This is a genomic window from Heyndrickxia ginsengihumi (assembly GCF_011008565.1).
GTDB classification, from domain to species: Bacteria; Bacillota; Bacilli; order Bacillales; family Bacillaceae_C; genus Weizmannia; species Weizmannia ginsengihumi.
On sequence record NZ_JAAIWK010000010.1, the window covers coordinates 37297 to 56984 of the forward strand.

General features: G+C 36.5%; 13 protein-coding genes. 1 reads left to right on the plus strand and 12 read right to left on the minus strand.

What is annotated here, in order from left to right:
• Positions 1-48: 48 nt before the first annotated feature.
• From G4D61_RS07965 to G4D61_RS08010, 10 genes are all read right to left on the minus strand, one after another.
• On the minus strand, positions 49-1545 hold the full coding sequence (locus G4D61_RS07965) for an amidase (protein ID WP_163173646.1): 1497 nt from the start codon (positions 1543-1545) through the stop codon (positions 49-51).
• Between the two features lie 130 nt (positions 1546-1675).
• Positions 1676-2521: a MurR/RpiR family transcriptional regulator gene (locus G4D61_RS07970; protein ID WP_025730642.1), complete on the minus strand. Its 846-nt coding sequence runs from the start codon at positions 2519-2521 to the stop codon at positions 1676-1678.
• 179 nt (positions 2522-2700) lie between these two features.
• Complete coding sequence (locus G4D61_RS07975) at positions 2701-4077, minus strand: aspartate aminotransferase family protein (RefSeq protein ID WP_025730643.1); 1377 nt, start codon at positions 4075-4077, stop codon at positions 2701-2703.
• 313 nt (positions 4078-4390) lie between these two features.
• Positions 4391-5296, minus strand: a complete 906-nt coding sequence (gene prpB / locus G4D61_RS07980) for a methylisocitrate lyase (RefSeq protein WP_025730645.1) — start codon at positions 5294-5296, stop codon at positions 4391-4393.
• A 13-nt stretch (positions 5297-5309) separates the two neighbouring features.
• A complete protein-coding gene (gene prpD / locus G4D61_RS07985) occupies positions 5310-6746 on the minus strand; it encodes a 2-methylcitrate dehydratase (protein WP_025730647.1) in 1437 nt (478 codons plus the stop codon).
• Between the two features lie 27 nt (positions 6747-6773).
• Positions 6774-7895, minus strand: a complete 1122-nt coding sequence (gene mmgD, locus G4D61_RS07990) for a citrate synthase (RefSeq protein WP_035354463.1) — start codon at positions 7893-7895, stop codon at positions 6774-6776.
• Between the two features lie 110 nt (positions 7896-8005).
• Positions 8006-8224: a DUF986 family protein gene (locus tag G4D61_RS18480; protein ID WP_081750062.1), complete on the minus strand. Its 219-nt coding sequence runs from the start codon at positions 8222-8224 to the stop codon at positions 8006-8008.
• A 3-nt stretch (positions 8225-8227) separates the two neighbouring features.
• Complete coding sequence (locus tag G4D61_RS08000) at positions 8228-8722, minus strand: mannose/fructose/sorbose PTS transporter subunit IIB (RefSeq protein ID WP_025730651.1); 495 nt, start codon at positions 8720-8722, stop codon at positions 8228-8230.
• Positions 8723-9194: 472 nt separating this feature from the next.
• Positions 9195-12041 (minus strand): sigma-54-dependent transcriptional regulator, encoded by a 2847-nt coding sequence (locus G4D61_RS08005; RefSeq protein WP_025730653.1) that lies wholly within the window; start codon positions 12039-12041, stop codon positions 9195-9197.
• A gap of 176 nt (positions 12042-12217) precedes the next feature.
• Positions 12218-14935 (minus strand): GTP-binding protein, encoded by a 2718-nt coding sequence (locus G4D61_RS08010; protein ID WP_163173649.1) that lies wholly within the window; start codon positions 14933-14935, stop codon positions 12218-12220.
• Positions 14936-15338: 403 nt separating this feature from the next.
• Between G4D61_RS08010 and G4D61_RS08015 the strand changes: the two genes are divergently transcribed.
• Positions 15339-16394: a lactonase family protein gene (locus G4D61_RS08015; protein WP_035348997.1), complete on the plus strand. Its 1056-nt coding sequence runs from the start codon at positions 15339-15341 to the stop codon at positions 16392-16394.
• 443 nt (positions 16395-16837) lie between these two features.
• Here the strand turns inward: G4D61_RS08015 and G4D61_RS08020 are convergent, their stop codons facing one another.
• On the minus strand, positions 16838-18295 hold the full coding sequence (locus G4D61_RS08020) for a CoA-acylating methylmalonate-semialdehyde dehydrogenase (protein ID WP_163173651.1): 1458 nt from the start codon (positions 18293-18295) through the stop codon (positions 16838-16840).
• Between the two features lie 82 nt (positions 18296-18377).
• Entirely contained in the window at positions 18378-19571 is a 1194-nt protein-coding gene (locus G4D61_RS08025; protein WP_035354470.1) for an iron-containing alcohol dehydrogenase, read from the minus strand.
• Positions 19572-19688 lie beyond the last annotated feature (117 nt).

Consider the following 19688-nt stretch of genomic DNA (forward strand, 5'->3'; position numbering starts at 1 on the left):
ATTGTATCATTAAAAATAGTCTAAACCAATCTTTGTATATTTAAATTACTACTTATCAAAGTATGGATTTCCTTGCATTCCAATCCATAGATCGCTTTGCTCAATATCATGTGCAAGATTGAGCAGCCAGTTCTCTCTTCCTTTCGGTGCAATGAACTGGACGCCTAACGGCAATCCATTTTTCGTTTTGTGCACAGGGACACTTATGGCCGGTTGTCCTGTCAAATTCGCTAATTGTGTAAATGGTGTAAATGTTAGACTTGGTTCAAACATGTCATATATTAATTGTTGCTGTTCCAATGATGACAATTTCTCGATATTCATTAATTTTTCAATATCCTGCTCTGTTTGCATCAGCTCACCAATCTTTGGCGCCGGGAAAGCCGTTGTTGATGTTAAAAATAAATCATAGGTTTGGTGGAAGCTTGCCATCTGCATCGCAGCTATATCCCATTCTTCAATGCTTAATGCAAATTCTGCAGCGGATACTCTCTCTCCCGCTTTATATAATACCCACGAAACAATTTCCATATCATCATATGTAAGTGATCTGCCTAGCATTTTTTCTAAAGATAAAAACATTGCAGCCATTTCCCCAGCATTCATCAAGTAATAATTTTCCATCAAACGTACACCGTTTACTCCGTTTTCCTTTTCCTCAACGATATGCCCTTCTGCTTCTAACCATTTAACAGTTTGATAAACAGCTGCTTTTGCCTCTTCACTAACTGGCGTACCGACGGGAGATTTCGTTGAAAAAGCAATACGAAATCGTTGTTTATCATGATGTTGAACATCATTGAAGAAACTCCCATTATATAAAGGTGTTTGAAAAGCTGCTTCAGGCTGAATCGTCTGCAAATAGTCCAGTAATGCAGCGCTATCCCGAACTGTCCTTGAAAGGATAAAATCAATTGACGCACCTTGCCACTGTCTTCCCACCCCAGGTCCGACAGGTGTTCTTCCTCTTGTTGGCTTCAATCCTACTAAACTTGTAAAAGACGCTGGTATACGAATGGATCCGCCACCATCATTGCCCCCTGCTAATGGAACAATTCCTGCTGCAACACTCGCTGCAGCACCACCGCTTGACCCACCTGGAGAATAGCATTCATTCCACGGATTTTTTGCAGCACCATATATTTCAGGCTCGGTAATATTTTTTAATCCAAATTCAGGTACATTCGTATGTCCAAGGAATAGGAATCCTGTTTTTCTTAATGTTGCCACAAAGTTGGAATCTTTGGCAGCACGATTTTTCATAAAAAGTTTTGAACCATTCGTCATCGGTTCGCCTTTAATAGCTTGTGAAATATCTTTTAATAGAATTGGCACCCCTGCAAACGGTTGTTCCATAACATTTAATGACTGTATTTCGTCTAGAACCTTTTCTTTCCGGGTGCGTATGACAGCATTCAACTGTTTATTTACTTTTTCTAATCGTTGAAATGCAACTTCAACGACCTCCTGCGCTGAAATTTCCTTCTTCTTTAATAGTTGAGCCAATCCAACTGCATCATAGGATAAATATGAAATTTCATCCATTTCTGTATCCCCCACTTTATATACTTTGTAACGCTTCACCAAAAAGGAGTGGTTATTTTCACCCCAATCAGTTCATGAATGCTAAAGTGAACAACAGCTATTTAAAAACAGAAATCTTCTTGATAAGAGATTAATAAAATATATCAAATTTCCGCCATACTTCCTCAAGTGACTCCAATTTATCCTGAAATGTTTCTTCCTTTTCTTTGCCTACCGATATAATCAAAGCATTAATAAGACTAAGCGGGGCTACGAATGAATCAATAAATGTTGGCATTTGACTGGATGCCGTTAATGGGATGTCTGCATAAGGAATAAGAGGCGATAATAAGTTATCTGTGATTGCAATGGTCGTTGCATTTCTTTCCTTTGCATATGAAAATACTTGTATCGTGCTTTTCGTGTATCTTGCAAAGCTAATTCCAATTACAACATCATCTTCATTCATATTATATAGACGTTCTGAAACAGTCTCTATCGAATGGATAAGTTCAACTTTCTCTAATAGAAATTGCAAATAATATTGTAGGAACACTCCTAAAGCGGTAGCACTTCTATTTGCAACCACATACACTTTTTTAGCCTGTAAGAGACTTTGTACTGCACGCCTAAAAGCCTGCATGTCTAATCTTTCTAAAGTGGATTTAATATTTGCGATATCATCTAAAAAGATATCATATACCCCTTGATCTTGATCGTCGTATACTTCCTTAGATATTTTTAATCTCTCAGTTGTCGTTAACTGTTGTTGAGCAGAGTTTTGCATATGCTGTTGGAGCTCTGGGTATCCAGTACAACCTAAAAAGGTTGCGAAGCGCACAACAGTCGCATGGCTGACTCCTGTCATTTTAGCTAACTTATCAGCAGTTAAAAAAGGAACCGTATTAGGATTTTCTAAAATATATTTCGCTATTTTCAAATTTGATTTGCTCATACTGGACATCTGTTCCGCAATATGTTTATAAATATTTTCCATTTGCCTTAACAATCTCCTTATTTAATCCGCCTTTTAGGAACACTAACTAGCTTCGATTCAATATGTATTTACAATTATAAACGAAAAATACCGTCCGAAAAATCGAACGGTGTGAAAAAATACAGAATTTATATATTTATATTATTTCGTATTAAATATATTGAAATCGCTCTACTACCTCACTTATTTTTAACTCTTTTAATTGCTTCATCATGAGCCGCAGCTGTCCGTTCTATATCTTCTTTAGTATGGACAACAGACATAGAATAGCGGTTGAGAGGCTTAGTGTAAATACCTAACCTCAGTAATTCATAATCAATTTGTTTTCGTAAATTTGTGTTCACCTTTCTCATATCACGATAGTTTTTAACCTCTCCCTCACTTAAAATAATATTAAAAATACTCCCCATTCCAATCGTTTGCATAGGTAATCCATGAAATTTATAAACTTCTTCTAATTGCTTTCTTAATAACTGAGTATTTGCAAATAGTGTATCCATCGTTCCCATTTGCTCTAATACATGAATTGTAGCTAAACCTGCTGCAAGTATTGTCGGATGACCATTATATGTGCCGCTATGATATAAAGGAGCTTGTTTTCCACTATTCGATGCTCCAACTGTTAAAATATCCCTTCCCCCTCTGGCGGAACTAATCATGAGGATTTCTTTTTTACCGCCAATAGCTCCTACCGGGAATCCACCACCAAGTACTTTTCCTAAAGCGGTAATATCTGGCTTAACCCCATAAACTTCTTGTGCCCCACCAATGGATAGTCTAAAACCAGTCTTTACCTCATCGAAAATTAATACAATATTCAGCTCCTCTGTCACTTTACGAAGACCAGTCATAAAGTCTTGATCAGCCGGAATAAATCCTCCTTGAATGGGCTCTAAAATAACACCTGCTAATTCATGGGCATGATCTCGTAAAATTTTCTCTGTTGCAGTTAAATCATTGAATGGAAGAACAATCGTATTTTCAAGATAGTAGTCTGGGAGCCCTCTTGATTCTCCTACTGCTTTAGGAGCTGACGATTCTCCTGCTTTATCTATATCAGGATTAACACTTACTAATACTTGATCATATCCGCCATGATAATGTCCTTCGAATTTCGCAATTTTTTGTTTGCCTGTGTATGCAACAGCTGTCCGAATGGCTAGCAGTGTTGCTTCTAAACCAGAATTTGTATAACGAACCATTTCAATGCCAGGATATAATTCTATTAATTTCTCAGCCATTGTTGTTTCCAGTTTATGCGGTGTACCAAAAATTGTCGTACCAGACTCGACCATCTGTTTCGTCACAGCTTCAAATACTTGACGGTGTCCATGTCCTAAAATAAGGGCCCCATAGCATAATAAATAATCAATATATTCATTCCCATCTACATCGTAAAGCTTACTGCCATTTCCTTTTTCCATCATAATTGGATGGGGATCAAAATACTTAATATGCGCTGTTACACCCCCAGGAATTACTTTACATGCTTTCGCAAATAACTCCGCTGATTTTTGCATATTGCCAGATAATAAAACATTTCTTTCAACTGTCATAAAAAGGGCCTCCATTTTCTAATATGTATTCAAAATTATTATTTCTTTTTAATTTATAATATGAAATATATATTTCATACAGAAGAGATTTTTGCTCTAATTTTTATAACTTTCTTTTTACCGTCTATGCTTTCAAGCAACAATGATATATTCCATCTATTCTCCACTATACGAATTATTAATTTCATAATACACAAAAAATGAATTTCTAATTTCATTTTAAATGAAAATTTTCTAAAAATAAAGTGGAATTCTGTAAGAACTTACTTTAACTACAAAAAACCTGGATGCATACATCCAGGTTCCCAATTTATCATTCAGTTGGCAAAATTGTTTTCGCAATTGACTGATCGAGTTCTTCGAAATCATCATATGAAATGGTTTCATATAATTCCTTTCTCGTTTGCATATCTTGTAAAGCAGCTTTTTGTGTACCTTCTTGTTTAATAAGTTCAAATACACGTTCATATGCTTTTGCTGCAACGCGAAGTGAAGTGACTGGATAAATGACCATCTGGAAACCCATTTTCGCAAATTCCTCTGCCTTATAGTAGGGGGTCTTTCCAAACTCAGTCATATTTGCAAGTAAAGGAGCATCGATGCTTTCAGCAAACATCCGGAACTCTTCTTCTGATTGCAAAGCTTCAGGGAAAATAGCATCAGCACCCGCCTTCACATACGCTTTCGCCCGTTCTAATGCCTGTGGTAATCCTTCAACAGCACGCGCGTCTGTACGGGCTACAATTACAAGTGTTGGGGCTACTTCCTTTATAACTTTAATTTTTTCAACCATTTCTTCTGTTGTGACGAGCTGCTTACCATTTAAGTGGCCGCATTTTTTTGGTAATTTTTGATCCTCAATTTGGACAGAGGAAACTTTTGCCTCAACCATTTCAACCGCTGTTCTGGCCACATTTAATACGCCCCCAAAGCCAGTATCAATATCAACCAATACAGGTAAATTTGTCGCGCGTACAAGTTCATTTGCACGCTCTGCCATTTCCGTTGAAGTAATCACCCCTAAATCTGGTAATCCTTTACTAGCAGTATAGGCAGCACCTGATAAGTAAAGAGCCTGAAAACCAGCCTTTTTCGCAACTAATGCGGCCATCGAATCATGTGCGCCAGGGATTTGTAAAATCTCAGGTGCTTCTATTAATGCGCGAAAATGCTTTGCCAGAGATTCTTGTGATGCTGTTTGCTCCACAATCCAAACCATTATCCTTCCTCCCTTACTTTACAAATAATTCTACAAATTCATTCACGTTTATGTTTGTAAGTTTCTCTTTTTGTAAACAGACCTTTAATATATGGTCACATTGATATTGAGAGAAATGAGTCTTAAGATTGCTTGTAAACTTATTAAGCAATTTTGGAATGGCTTCTTCTCTCCGAAAACGATGACCTAAAGGATATTCGCACTCAATTTGCTCCGTACTCGTACCGTCCTGAAAATGAACTTGAACAGCGTTAGCAATTGAGCGTTTGTTTGGATCTAGATAATCAACACTATACTGTTTATTTTCAACAACTTTCATTTTTTCTCTGAGCATATCAATGCGCGGATCGGCAGCAACGGCATCTTCATAATCCTCAGCAGTAATATCTCCTTTTAAAAGACCGATTGCTGTTACGTACTGAATACAATGATCCCGGTCAGCAGGATTATGTAGAGGTCCTGTTTTATCAATAATCCGAATGGCAGACTCATGAGTTGTAATGGTAATCTCTTGAATTTCGTCAATACGGTTGATGACTTGTGGATGTAAAACAACAGCGCATTCAGCTGCTGTCTGTGCATGAAACTCTGCTGGGTAAGAAACTTTGAAAAGCACATTTTCCATTACATATGAATCAAAGGATCTTGAAATCTTTAATTCTTTGCCATTAAACAGGACATCTTGAAATCCCCATCCAGGAGCAGAAAGGGGTGTTCTATATCCCATTTCTCCTTTCATAGCGATAAAGGCAAGCTGCACACCACGGCTTGTGGCATCACCTGCTGCCCAAGATTTACGTGAACCTGTATTTGGTGCATGGCGGTATGTTCTTAAACTAGAATTGTCAATCCATGCATGGGAAACAGCATTCATAATTTCCTCTCTACCACCCCCAAGCATTTTCGTTGCAACAGCTGCTGTTGCTACTTTGACAAATAAAACATGATCTAATCCAACGCGATTTAAACTATTTTCTAATGCAAGTATACCTTGAATTTCATGCGCCTTAATCATCGCTTCAAGGATATCGCGAATTTTCAACGGTTCTTTCCCATGATGAAGACGTGTTTGACTGACGTAATCCGCTACTGCTAATATGCCGCCAAGATTATCGGACGGATGTCCCCATTCTGCAGCCAGCCAAGTATCGTTATAATCAAGCCAGCGAATGATACAGCCAATATTAAAGGCACCTCGTATTGGATCAAGAATATAGGACGTACCCGGAACGCGAGTACCATTTGGGACAACTGTTCCTGGAACAACGGGGCCCAGTAATTTTGTGCATTCAGGAAATTGTAAAGCTAGAATGCCGCAGCCAAGTGTGTCTAATAAATCGTAATATGCAGTTTCAAATGCTTCAGAGCTTGTAATCTCTTTTTCTAGTACATAATCAGCAATTTCTTCTAACAATGTATCTCGATTTTTTGCATCAGTTGACGTTATCATTGCCATATTTTTTCTCCTCTCGTTCATTCAATCTTCGACACGTAAGTTTCGGGCACCAGTATAAAGCACACGTGGTCGGAATATCCGATTATTTTCATGCTGCTCCATCACATGCGCACATAAACCAACCGTTCTTGAGCTAAAGAAGATTGGTGTATATAGCGGGATCGGAATACCAAGTTTCCAATAAACAGGCGCCGCATAATAGTCTAAATTTGGGAACAAGCCTTTTTCCTCTCTCATAATTTGTTCTCCGGCTTCACACATTTGCAAGAGCAGATCATCCCCGTTAACCGCACTTAATTCTTTTAATGCTTCCTTCATCATTGCTGCACGAGGATCCATTTTTTTCATATACACCCTATGGCCAAAGCCCATGATTTTTTCTTTTTTACTTAATTTATCGTGTAATAAATGCTTAAAGCCTTCGACAGTTTGTGCATCTTGAAGCATTTCCATTACAGCCTCATTTGCTCCGCCATGGAGATGACCTTTTAATGACGCAACTGCTCCTGTTAATGCACCATATAAATCAGATAGTGTGGAAGCAATCACTCTTGCTGTAAAGGTAGAATTCGGCAGTTCATGTTCGCTATATAAGACTAATGAACGATCAAAAATTTTCTCTTCTAATTCTGTCGGTTTTTTTCCGGTAATCATGTATAAAAAGTTTGCACTGTAGGATAAGTCTTGGAGAGGTTGTACTGGCTCTTCGCTGTGTAGGATATGGTAGCTGTTAGCAACGATGTTTGGAATCTTTCCCAATAATTGATAGGCCCTTTTTAAGTTTGTCGAATGCTCGCGATTCAATAATTCTGTATCGAAGCTGGCAAGGAACGATACTCCCGTACGCAATGCATCCATTGGATGTGCTGTTTTAGGAAGCAGCGATAATACCTGAATAATTTCATCTGGCACATCATACTCTTGTTTCAAAGTCTCTTCTAAATGTTGTTTTTCCGCTTCATTCGGAATCGTTCCTTCTAATAATAGATGGACAATGTCCAAATATCCTTTTGTCTTCGATAGTGCAAGTAAGTCGTAACCTTTAATTACAATCTCACTATTCACGGTGTCTAAAAAGGAAATCTTCGTTTCACTTGCAATTACGCCTTCGAGACCTGGAATAAATTGATTCGTATTCACCATATTTCATCCCCCATTCGACACTTTTTGTAAGCGTTTTAATTTTTGTGTAGAAAATTGGTTCAACATTTCATTGCTTCCATCAACAAACATATCATAATATTAAAAAAATTTCAATTGTAGTAAAAGAAAAACCCACTGCATAAAGTGGGCTCCGTCTGTAATGAATGGATAAAATGAATGTGCAGTATAAACTTGGATAAGTGCTCCAAATTATCCAAACTTGTCACTTGTAGTAACTTTCTGCGTCTATCAGTTTGAATAACAAGCAACCCATCTTCAAACAAATTCATACTTTCAATAAAATCATCATTAATATACTTATGTAACATAGATTATTTAACACTTTCAAGTTCTTCTATTAGAGGCATTAATGCTATTTTGTTATCTGCCGCAACTTTACGGATTTCTAATTCAATACCACGGCTATTTAGAACATGGAAAGCCGAAATATCTTTATCATCAACAGATACAGCATTTGTAATCATTGTTTTGCCATCTTTATATGCCATACCGCCAATATTCACAGATTTAATATTTACTCCACCTTCAACTAATCGTAGCACATCGGTTGAATTTGTAAATAAAAGCATGACACGATCATTGGCGTATTCAGGATTGTTATATACTTGAATTGCCTTTGCAACATCAACAACACTTGCCTTTACCCCTGGAGGTGCTACTTGTGTGAGTAACGTTTTACGAACGGTATCTTTTGCCACTTCATCACTTACGACAATAATGTGGCTTACTCTCGTTTCCCTTGTCCATACTGTTGCTATTTGCCCATGAATTAAACGGTCATCAATACGTGCTAATGCAATAATCATCTTATAATTTCTCCTCTAACTCCTTTGTCACTAAACTAGCTAATACGTCTCCAATAGGAATATTTACCCCGTCATAATATCGACCTTTCGACTCAACGCACTAAAAGGACCTCCAAAAGATCGACCCTAAATAAGACGCCGTCTGTTGTGTCGACCTCGGTAATTGTTTTAGAAAAACTAATCAACTAATGTATCGGTATTTTCACCATATAAAAAGTTAATTTAGCTAACATTTTCTTGCTGAACGATAATTGCTATAATTACTTTCTTACCTCCTTTGACTTTCTTGCTATATATTAATGCAAGAAATGTGCCAACTTTTTGTATCATTTTATAATAAAGTGATAGTTTCATAAGATATGAATCTGTTTTTTATGAATCAATTACTTGTATTTTAATAAGAGATTCTTACTAAATTACAAAAAAATCGGCAAGAACAGCTTTTCTTGCCGAAAATTGATATTGCTGTTTTTTACGATGTATAAGTTGATTGTTTTTCAATTGCATTTTCAACCATATCAACTAAATAGTACAGTTCATCATCTGCCAATGTTATTCTAAAGCTTTTTTGAAATATTGCGGCTGCTTCTTTATACGCTTCTTTTTTAATGATTTTTTCTTCACACACATCTGTGTCATAAACTAGACTATCATGTAATACAGCTCGTTCTAGAGCACAGCCGATATGAACATTTAAATTTATTTTGGTTGTATTATTAAATGTTTTCCCTTCAATCTTTTCCAAATGTTCGACAAAATTCATAATCGATCGAATGATTTTCTTTGGATTTAAATAAGTAAGGAATTCATTTAAACTTTCTTCACTCATTTCTTTAACCATGACAGGTGATCTTGGATTACTTGGCAACAATTGTTGATTTTGTATCAAAGTAACAATTCTTTCTTCTCCATCTGCCATAAATAATGATTCTAGCGGTATGAATGGTACTTGTATTTTTGGATTGGCAATCCCGACAGCTAGTAAAATCTCATACTCCTCTATAAGCATCTCTTTTCGATCATCTATTTCATTAATTGGTAACGGAATCACATTTACATCTGTCCTACTAATATTTTGCAGAATTTGCTCAATCATTTGTTTTAACTTTTCTGCAGTTCCTTCTCCCGTTGAACAAATGGTTAAAATCGCAGGTGGCTTACTTGATGCATCATTCACCGTCTTAACAGCTGTATAATGCCCATATCCTCTAAAGTCTTTTAAAGATTCGTATATATCCTCTAAATCCATTTCCATGATTGTTGCCTTGCGTATCGCTTCAATGACAAGTGCAGTTGTCACCATGTCAATTGTTTTTGTTGGAATACCCGTTTCCTCAGTGATCACATCCCCAAATCCTGTCAGCGATCCCATATCAACAAGTAATAATACACCTTTCCCCATATCAATTTCTTTCACACGTTTTTTCATTTCATCTAAAATATACTTCGGACTAAGGTCAAGCGGCATATCAATGCTATCTACATTTCCTTCTCCAAGTAAGCTTTTTACAACACTAACCATACTGCTAGCAGTACTACTTCCATGGGCTGCCACAAGTACCGCAACATGCTCCGCTTGTGGTTCTTCTAATAATGATGTCAGTAATATTGTTAAATACATCGCTTCTTTAATAGGCACATGTGTATTAAAACGTTCTTCGATCATTTTACAAATATCCATTGCAACTTGATACTCTTTAGGACGATCATATATAACATTTTCAATATTCGTATAGCTCGCTTTTTGCTTACTTTTTACCCTTTTTAAAAATGAAGTTAGATGTAAGCTAAATGCCAATAAAAAGCGTTCTGATACTTTTTGCCGTAAATTTTTTTCGACAATATCTTGAACCTCTTCAGTGAAAAATAAAATATCTTCACTAACAATCTTTAAAATTTTCTCTCGGGTTAAAGCGTTACTTGAAAATTTGCTGTAAAACTTATTTAAGTGAATATCGATATCAAGTTTTAGAAAACGGTTAATATCCTCATCAGAAACATCCTGATCCATCATAAACGAAACTTTATCCCCAATAATATTATATAAGTTGAAATCTGGTTCATATGGATCTTCCTCAAACAGCGCTTTATTTTCTCCTTCCGGATAAATGGTTAAATCTGAACCAAGCAGTTTCGACAATTCTTGCATTTCCTGGCTTTTCCTACTCAAATAGAAAAATCCATTTTTAATCTCAGAAGGGAGATTCTTAAAATCAATTGTAATCAAATCCTCATTTAAGCAATGAAGGAAACCATTTGCACAAACAAGCTGAATATTAGATTTTAATTGTCCTATATTTCCATATGAAGTATTTCCGATTAATGCCTTCATTGCCTCTGCATCAATTTTAATTGGCTTTTGGACACGATTTGCTTCGGTCGCCAATAAAAACTTCATAATTTCAATTTTATCTTTAGAAGGACGCTCTTCAAATGATGGCATACGAATTAAAATCGGTATACGACGGATAAACGTTTTCAATAATGACGATTCTGGATCTTCTGTAGTTGCCCCAATAATCAGGACGTTCGCCGTATGTTTTCTCTCTGTCTCCCCAAGTCTGCTATACGTACCTGTATCCATAAAATAAAAAATCATTTCTTGGCCTTCTGGAGGCAAGCGATGAATTTCATCAAGAAATAAAATACCGCCATCCGCTTTTTCAACCAGTCCTTTCTTATCGCTATCAGCCCCAGTAAATGCACCTTTTGTATGACCAAAAACATGGGATAGCAACAGCTGTGGATTATTTGAGTAGTCCGCACAGTTAAAGACAATAAACGGTGCAGATTTCATAAATGGTGCAGCTTGTTTTGCATAGTTGAACATCATATTGGCAAACAATGATTTACCTACCCCTGTTTGTCCAACAATCAATGTATGTAGACCGTGCGGGGGATATAAAATTGCTGCTTTTGCTTGTTCAACTTGAATACGCAGACTTGTTTTAGATCCGATTAAGTCATCGAACGGGCTTGGTTCCTCCTCAATATTTCCCTCTCGCGGAACCGTTTTCTTTTTTCCGTAGCTTAATACTTCATCAATACTTTCATACTCTTGCTTGTCCTCTGGTAATTCGCATTGAAGCAATTCTTCGATTCGATTTCTCACGAGAAAATGGACTGGACGACCTTTAATCTTAATAATTTTATGCTGACGCAGTAATTTCGTTAATTCTGCACTTACATTATTCCTTAATATTCCTAAATCTTCTGCAATTTCCGAGGCAGTAATTCCTTCCATCTGGATAAAGTCATCAATCGTTTTGTTTTCTGTTTTTTCCACTAAATATGCATATATTTTATCGATACGCTTCATGGAACCCCCCCATTTTTATCGATTATCTGTATCTTTATAGTATCACGAAAGTATTAAATGTTACATCATTTTTATGTATTAATATGTGAGAAAGGCATAATAAAATCTGACACAAGAGTAATTTATTGGCAGCTCCCATGAAACTGTCTTTTATTACTCTCGTGTCAGATTGTTAATTATGCATATTCACGAATGTCGGATGCCATCATCATCCATTCGTACTGGCGCAGTTTTAGCTTAAACAGTTTTAATGGATCTTGATACAGTTCAGGATTTTCCTTCATTTGTTCAAGATTTTCTCTGTTTTCTGAAATGATATTTTCTGTATCAGTTACTGCTTTGTTTAATACAGTTTCAGGATTTTTAAAGAAGAGATTAATATCTCTTTCTAAACTTTGTTCAAATAGTTCAAATGGAAGCAGCAGCTTATTTGTAATCAATTCGGCTACCTCGCGATAATCTTCTGTTTCAACAAATTTCTTGTATCTGTTACTTAACATCGCTTTATTTTGTGAAAAAGCTCCTAACAATTTATTCGTACTTTTCATAATTACTTGCGATGGTGTATGGCGAAGTAAAATATTAACAGATTCTAGTTGGACACTATTCGTAAACCGATCTGAATCCCGGCGCCAATCGTCGATAACTTGGAAATCGCAGGAAAGATTTAATATTTCTTCCCCATATATCTGATTAAAGCTTCCAGCCAATTCATTTAAATAAATTTGCGATTGGTGGAACTCACCTTCAGCTTCTTCAATCCATTGAGACATTTTTTCGTAAAAATCAGGCAGTATTGTCGATTGTATATAATGACGCACGCGTTTGTTCATTTCTTCATTCAACTCTAGATGAATCTTGCGAAAATCACTATTTTCAGTAATAAAGTCGGAGCTCTGTTGTAATTGAAATGGAATATTTTTCAGCATTTTTTGTCTTACTTTTTCAATAATGGTTTGGTACGCATTTTTGATTAAATAAATCTGTTCATTCTTCACATCTCCAAGCTGATTAATGGCTCCATTTAATTTTGCGAGTAAATCCTCATTTTGATGGATAGCATCAACTAGATCATTTTCAATTTTAAGCCTTTGCTGCAACAGATATGTGATACTTTCTCTAACATAATAAACAAGCCTTTCAGCACGTAATGATGTAAATTCATCATTAGGCTGGTCAGTCAACTTAGAAAACTCATCGAATTTTTCTTTACTTGAATAATTGGCGGAGAATAGAGACAGCTTCGCATTTGGAAAATAGACTCTCATCTTATTTTCCGTCTCTTCTATTAAGCTAGCAGCCTTTTGCTGACTATAAATCGTATCCATTTTACTTAACACAAAATGAAACGGTGTATTTGGTACTTGTTCTTTCAATTGTAAAAGCGCACTTATTTCATTTTCTGAAAAAGGTTCATTCACGTCTAACATAAACAATAATGTATCCGCTAAATAGAGAGCATCAAAAACCGCACTTCTTTTTGGTCCATTTAATGCTGGAGTATCAATAAGAGCAATGGAATGTTCCTTTAGAAAAGGACTTGGGCTCTTCCATTCAATAATCGCTTCCTCTGTTACCACCTTATCCTCAGATGGTGCAAAAGTATTGATTTTATGATTTGAAATGACTTTAAGCTCTGATTTTTCATCATCCTTGGCAACGACGATATGATTGGAAAGTCTGTTTGGAAGAACATCAGACAAAAATGATTGGACAAACGTCGTTTTCCCTCTTCCATCAAATCCAGTTACTAATATATGTTGTGTATCAAAATCAATGAGTTCACGAACGAACCATTGCAACTTAGAGCTAACCTCTAATTGATGAGATTTTGCCCATTTCATAATGGAATCAAATAATGCTAGCAAATACTCTAATTGATCCATTGTTTTATCAGCTTTGGCTAGTAAACTCTCAGCAGCATGAATCGTCTCAGTTCGAATGGATGCTGGGAAAAGATCATTCCATGAAAGAATGCTTGATGCTGCAAATAACATATGATCATCATGTGCAATCTTTAGCCAATTTGTTAACAATAATGGGACTAGTGATGTTAAGTCTTTAATGAAGTAGTTTCCGTTAATGAAAGAAAAATAGGTTTCTTGATAGACTTCAGAAAGATTTCTCCATTTTTCAAAAGATTGTACTTCAATATTTATAAATAACTCATTAAATTCACGAACCCATTGCAAATAGTTAGCCTCTGTTTGATAGCTTTTCCATAATGCTACAATTAATTTTTCAAAATACAATTGATCTACTTTATACAAAGTAGCCAATGCTTCATTAAAATATGATGGAGAAATAAATGTTGTAATATTCTTTTCAACATAATCTTTCAAGATTTCGAACCAATATAATGACTCTGTACGGATTGCCTCATTGACAGCAAGCTCAATAGCATTCATCCAATCTTGATGCTCTTCAAAATAAGCCCGGGCAATTTTTGTTACATTAGGATAGTCCGGGTTCATCTGTACCGTTTTCTTTATCATATCAACAGTTGCTTCATGATTATTTTCTTCAATGTATAAAGAAATTAATTGTAAAGAGACTTCCGTATTTAAGACAGTAGAGTCCGTCGCAATTGCTTTATAAATTTCCTCGGCCATAGAGTGGAATCCCAATTCTAAATAAGCATCACCAATATTTTTTTGCGCCCAAGGTTCCATTTCATTATGGACATTTTCCCACTTCATTATGGCAGCTTCAAAGTCTTTGTAATGATAATAGACTTCACCTTGTGCGAAACGAATGGACGTCAGTTCGGGCACATCTTGCTTACTTTCTTCTGCGAACATTTCTCCAAGCACTTCAATAGGGTGACGTGTTTCATTCTCGCTTATAATTGATTCATAAAATTCCTTTTTTACTAATCGTTCCTCTTGTCTCATTTTTTTCCTCCATCCATAAAATTCCCTGACAAAATCATTTTACGGTTATATACATATTATATGATTCGTTATGAGGAGTATATTTTTTAATATCTAATATTGTAACAAAAAATGTTTACAAACATTTTTCAATTGTACATATGTATGACATTTTTTATATTATAGACTCTGTTAAACAAGCAATGTTGTTAGAGAATTGCTTTTCACCTATTCATGTGAAACCCTTGTTCCACATGCCTTTAGCTGCTATAGACTTGTATGTTAATTGTAACCTATCTAACTTTTTAAGAAATGGTCAGATTGATGGATTTAACTATCATTTTTATGCTGATTTTCCTATAAATATTTATATTTTTTCTATGATATAATATTCATATTACAATTTTGGAAGGAGTGTATATAAATGAGTCATTCTAAATTGACCGGTTTTGTCGGTACGTATACAAAAGCTGAAAGTAAAGGAATTTATAGCTTTACATTGGATACAGAGAAAAAAAGACTTTGTGACGTCAAGCTTGCAGCAACATTGGACAATCCAACATATGTTACGGTGAGCAGTGATCAACAAAACCTTTACGCTGTTGTAAAAGAAGGTGATAAAGGCGGTGTAGCAGCTTTTTCACTTGATGCTGGAACAGGTTCACTACATGAACTAAACAGACAAGTCACTCCTGGAGCTTCCCCATGCCATGTAAGTGTTGACCAAAACAAGCAAATTGTTGTAACCGCTAACTACCATAAAGGTACAGTTGAGTCTTATCTTACAAAAAAAGACGGAAGTGTACAACCGGCAGTAGCTATTATTGAGCATACCGGATCTGGACTAATTAAAGAAAGACAGGAAAAGCCACATGTTCATTTTGCAGGCTTTACTCCTGACGAAAAATATATTTGTGCTGTTGATTTAGGGACAGATACTTTAACAACATATGAACTGAAAGATGATCAATTGAATAGAGTAAACGAGCTAAAAGTAAGACCTGGCAGCGGTCCTAGACATCTTGCTTTCCATCCAAATCGCAATTTTGCTTATTTAATGACAGAACTAAGTAATGAAGTCATTGCTTTACAATTTGATGAATCAACAGGTTCGTTTAAAGATCTACAATACATATTAACAATTCCTGAAAGCTTTAATGATAATAATCAAGGAAGTGCTATTCATCTTTCATCAGATGGCCGTTTTCTATACGCAGCGAACCGTGGTCATGACAGCATTGCGTTATTTAGTATTAATCAAGATTCAGGCGAACTCACTTTTGTCGAACATACATCAACAGAAGGTGCGTGGCCACGAGATTTTGTTTTAGATCCAACCGAAAATTTTCTTGTCGCTTCAAATCAAAATTCCAATAATCTTGTTTTATATGCTCGTGATGCAAAAAGTGGAAAGCTAACGCTATTACAATCAAATATAGCTGTTCCAGAACCAGTTTGTGTAAAATTTATTGGTATTTAACCGCCTAATTCTCATGACATTATAATGTTTCTTTCATACAAATTTAGTTTTCTTTTTTTATGCTATATATAGCGGCAAGGAATTGCAGCAAACCATAAATAGACTAGATTCCCCCAAAGTCTAGTCAAACCTCCTTTTTATCATACCGGCCTTGTGCCGGCTTTTTTTATGCAAAGACTGTTTTTAGAAAACTTTAATGCTTTTTCGTTAAAAGGGGAAGTTGTTTTCCACTCCAGATTGCTCGCTTTCCGCGGGCGGCTGGTGAGCCTTCTCGGCCGGGGTCACTTCAATTCCGATAATCCCGCAGGAGTCTCGCACCTTCCGCTCCAATCAAATTCTATACGAAAGTTAAGCGAACTACTTCTATTTAGCATATTCTTACACTAAAGAAAAAGGCATTGAGAAACCAATGCCTTTACTGAAAAAAATGATGAAGCAACATTTTACCATCTAGCTGTGACCATTTTCCGTTTTGTATAGAATTCTACCCCATCTGTTCCGTTTGCGTGTAAATCTCCATAAAAGGAATTTTTCCAACCTGAAAATGGAAAAAATGCCATTGGCGCTGGAACGCCGATATTTACACCTAACATGCCTGCTTCGATGTTTTCTCTGAAATAACGAACATCGCTTCCATCTTTTGTAAATAGACAAGCTCCGTTTCCAAAATCAGATTGATTTGTCAAAGAAATTGCCTCTTCTAAACTTTTCACTCTTATAATAGATAAAACGGGTGCAAAAATTTCGTCTTTCCAAATTTTCATAGAAGGTGTGACTTTATCAAAAATTGTAGGGCCGATAAAATAGCCATTTTCATGATATACTTCATCTTCACGACCATCACGGATTAAAATGGCCCCTTCTTGTTCACCGCTCTCAATATACTTCGCTGTTCTTTCTTTATGTTCTTGGCGAATAACGGGTCCTAGAAATACATCTTCTTCAAGACCATTTCCGATTTTAATGTGATCAGCCGCATCAACTAATTTTTTTATGAGTGGTTCTGCCACATCATCGACCGCCACAACGACAGAACATGCCATACATCTTTCCCCTGCTGAGCCATAAGCAGCTCCGATAATTTCTTTTACAGTAGCATCTAAGTCTGCACTTGGCATAACGATTGTATGGTTTTTAGCACCTGCTAATGCTTGCACGCGTTTACCGTTAGCCGTTGCTGTTTTATAAACATATTCAGCAACAGGCTGAGATCCGACAAATGAGATTGCTGGTACATCTCTATGTTCAAGAAGGCTGTTCACAACATCATGGGCACCATGAACAATATTAAATACACCATCAGGCAATCCTGCTTCTTTAAAAAGTTCTGCTAGCCTATTTGCTAATAAAGGAGTTCGTTCAGACGGCTTTAATACAAATGTATTTCCACACGCAATTGCCAGAGGAAACATCCAGCAAGGAACCATCATTGGGAAATTGAATGGTGTGATTCCTCCAACTACCCCAACTGGATAGCGATACATACCTGATTCCATATTTGTCGCAATATCTGGAAGTTGCTTTCCCATCATCAAGGAAGGTGCACCTGCAGCAAATTCAACACATTCTATCCCACGTTGAACCTCTCCATAGGCTTCTTTAAAACTTTTTCCGTTCTCTAACGTCACTAATTTAGCTAGTTCACTCCAATTATTTACTAATAATTGCTGATATTTGAATAAAATTCGTGCCCGTTTTGGGACAGGGGTTTTACTCCATATTTTAAAGGCTTCTTTGGCAGCTTGAACAGCAGCATCTACATCTTCCCTTGAAGAAATAGGAACCTGTGCTAGCTCCTCACCTGTTGCCGGATTTGGAACACCTTGATATTTTTCCGTTTTTGCTTCTACCCACACACCATTAATATAATTTTTTAAAGTAGTTGTTATTGTTGTTGCCATGTTAAATCTCCTCTCCAATTTTCATTGATAAAAACACCTATAAAAAACGGAATAGCAGTAAACATCGGCTCTAAATTGGCCGCTATACTTCTTGTCTAGAAGAAAATTGGTAATCATAGCAAATATAATAAAGTTCTTCTAGCTCTCTTTCAGTTGGAACCTTTGGATTATTTGCTGGGCTGCCGCTGTTGATGGCATCCTTTACCATTTTATTAACTGATAGATTGAAAGCTTTCTCATCGATACCCCAGTTTTTTAGATTAGGAATCTTTAATGTTTGGCAAAGCTTTTTAACGGATTCTACCGCAATATGTGCAGCTTCAGTATTCGTAATATCCCGACTTTCCTGAATAAAGATTCTGCCTAAATCTGCCAGCCGCTCGATACATGCCACCTTACTAAACTCCAAAACTGCAGGCAGCAGCATCGCATTTGAATATCCATGGGGAACATGGAATAATGCACCAATCGGTCTAGACATTCCGTGAACTAAACAAACTGAAGCATTCGTAAATGCCATTCCTGCTTGCATAGACCCTAAAGACATTGCTTTACGTGCTTCTAAATCCGTTCCATTTCTATATGCGCTTTCTAGATGATTCACAATTAATTTCATTGCAGATAATGCCATCGTATCCGTCATCGGATGGGCTCGTTTTGAAATATATGCTTCAATTGCATGACATAATGCATCTACTCCTGTTGCCGCCGTAACATGTTGTGGAGAAGAAATGGTTAACTCGGGGTCAACGATAGCAACTGCAGGCATGAATGCCGGCTGCTTAATCATCATTTTGACATCGTTGCCTGTATTTGTAATGACTGTCACATCTGTAACCTCTGAGCCAGTTCCCGCCGTTGTTGGAATCGCAATATGAGGAACCGGAGCATGTTTAGCTATTTTTCCCCCACCCATATATTCGCCAATATAACCTCCATTTACAGCTAAAACCGCAGTAGCCTTTCCAGTATCAATACAACTTCCGCCGCCAAGCGCGATGATAAGATCACACTGTTCTTTTTTAAAACAATCTAAAGCTTCCTCTACATATTGATCTGTCGGTTCTGACGTTACCCCTAAATATATACTGCTCTTTACTCCGTTTTCCTGAAGAAATTGTTTGCACCGATCAATATTTCCAAGCTGTTCCATTATCTTGTCGCTAATAATTAATGCATGTTTTCCTCTTAAAGCAGCTTCGTTTCCCACTTTTTCAAAAGAGTTATGTCCGTATAAAATCGTTTGTGGTGTTCTAAATATGGCACTAGTATCCATTTGGCATCTTCTCCTTTCTTTACAATGTAAGAATGCAAGATACGTGCCACGTGGAAACATCCATTTTATCGCCACAACTTATTTATTTGTGTTGTACCGCCGCTACATTTTGTAGAA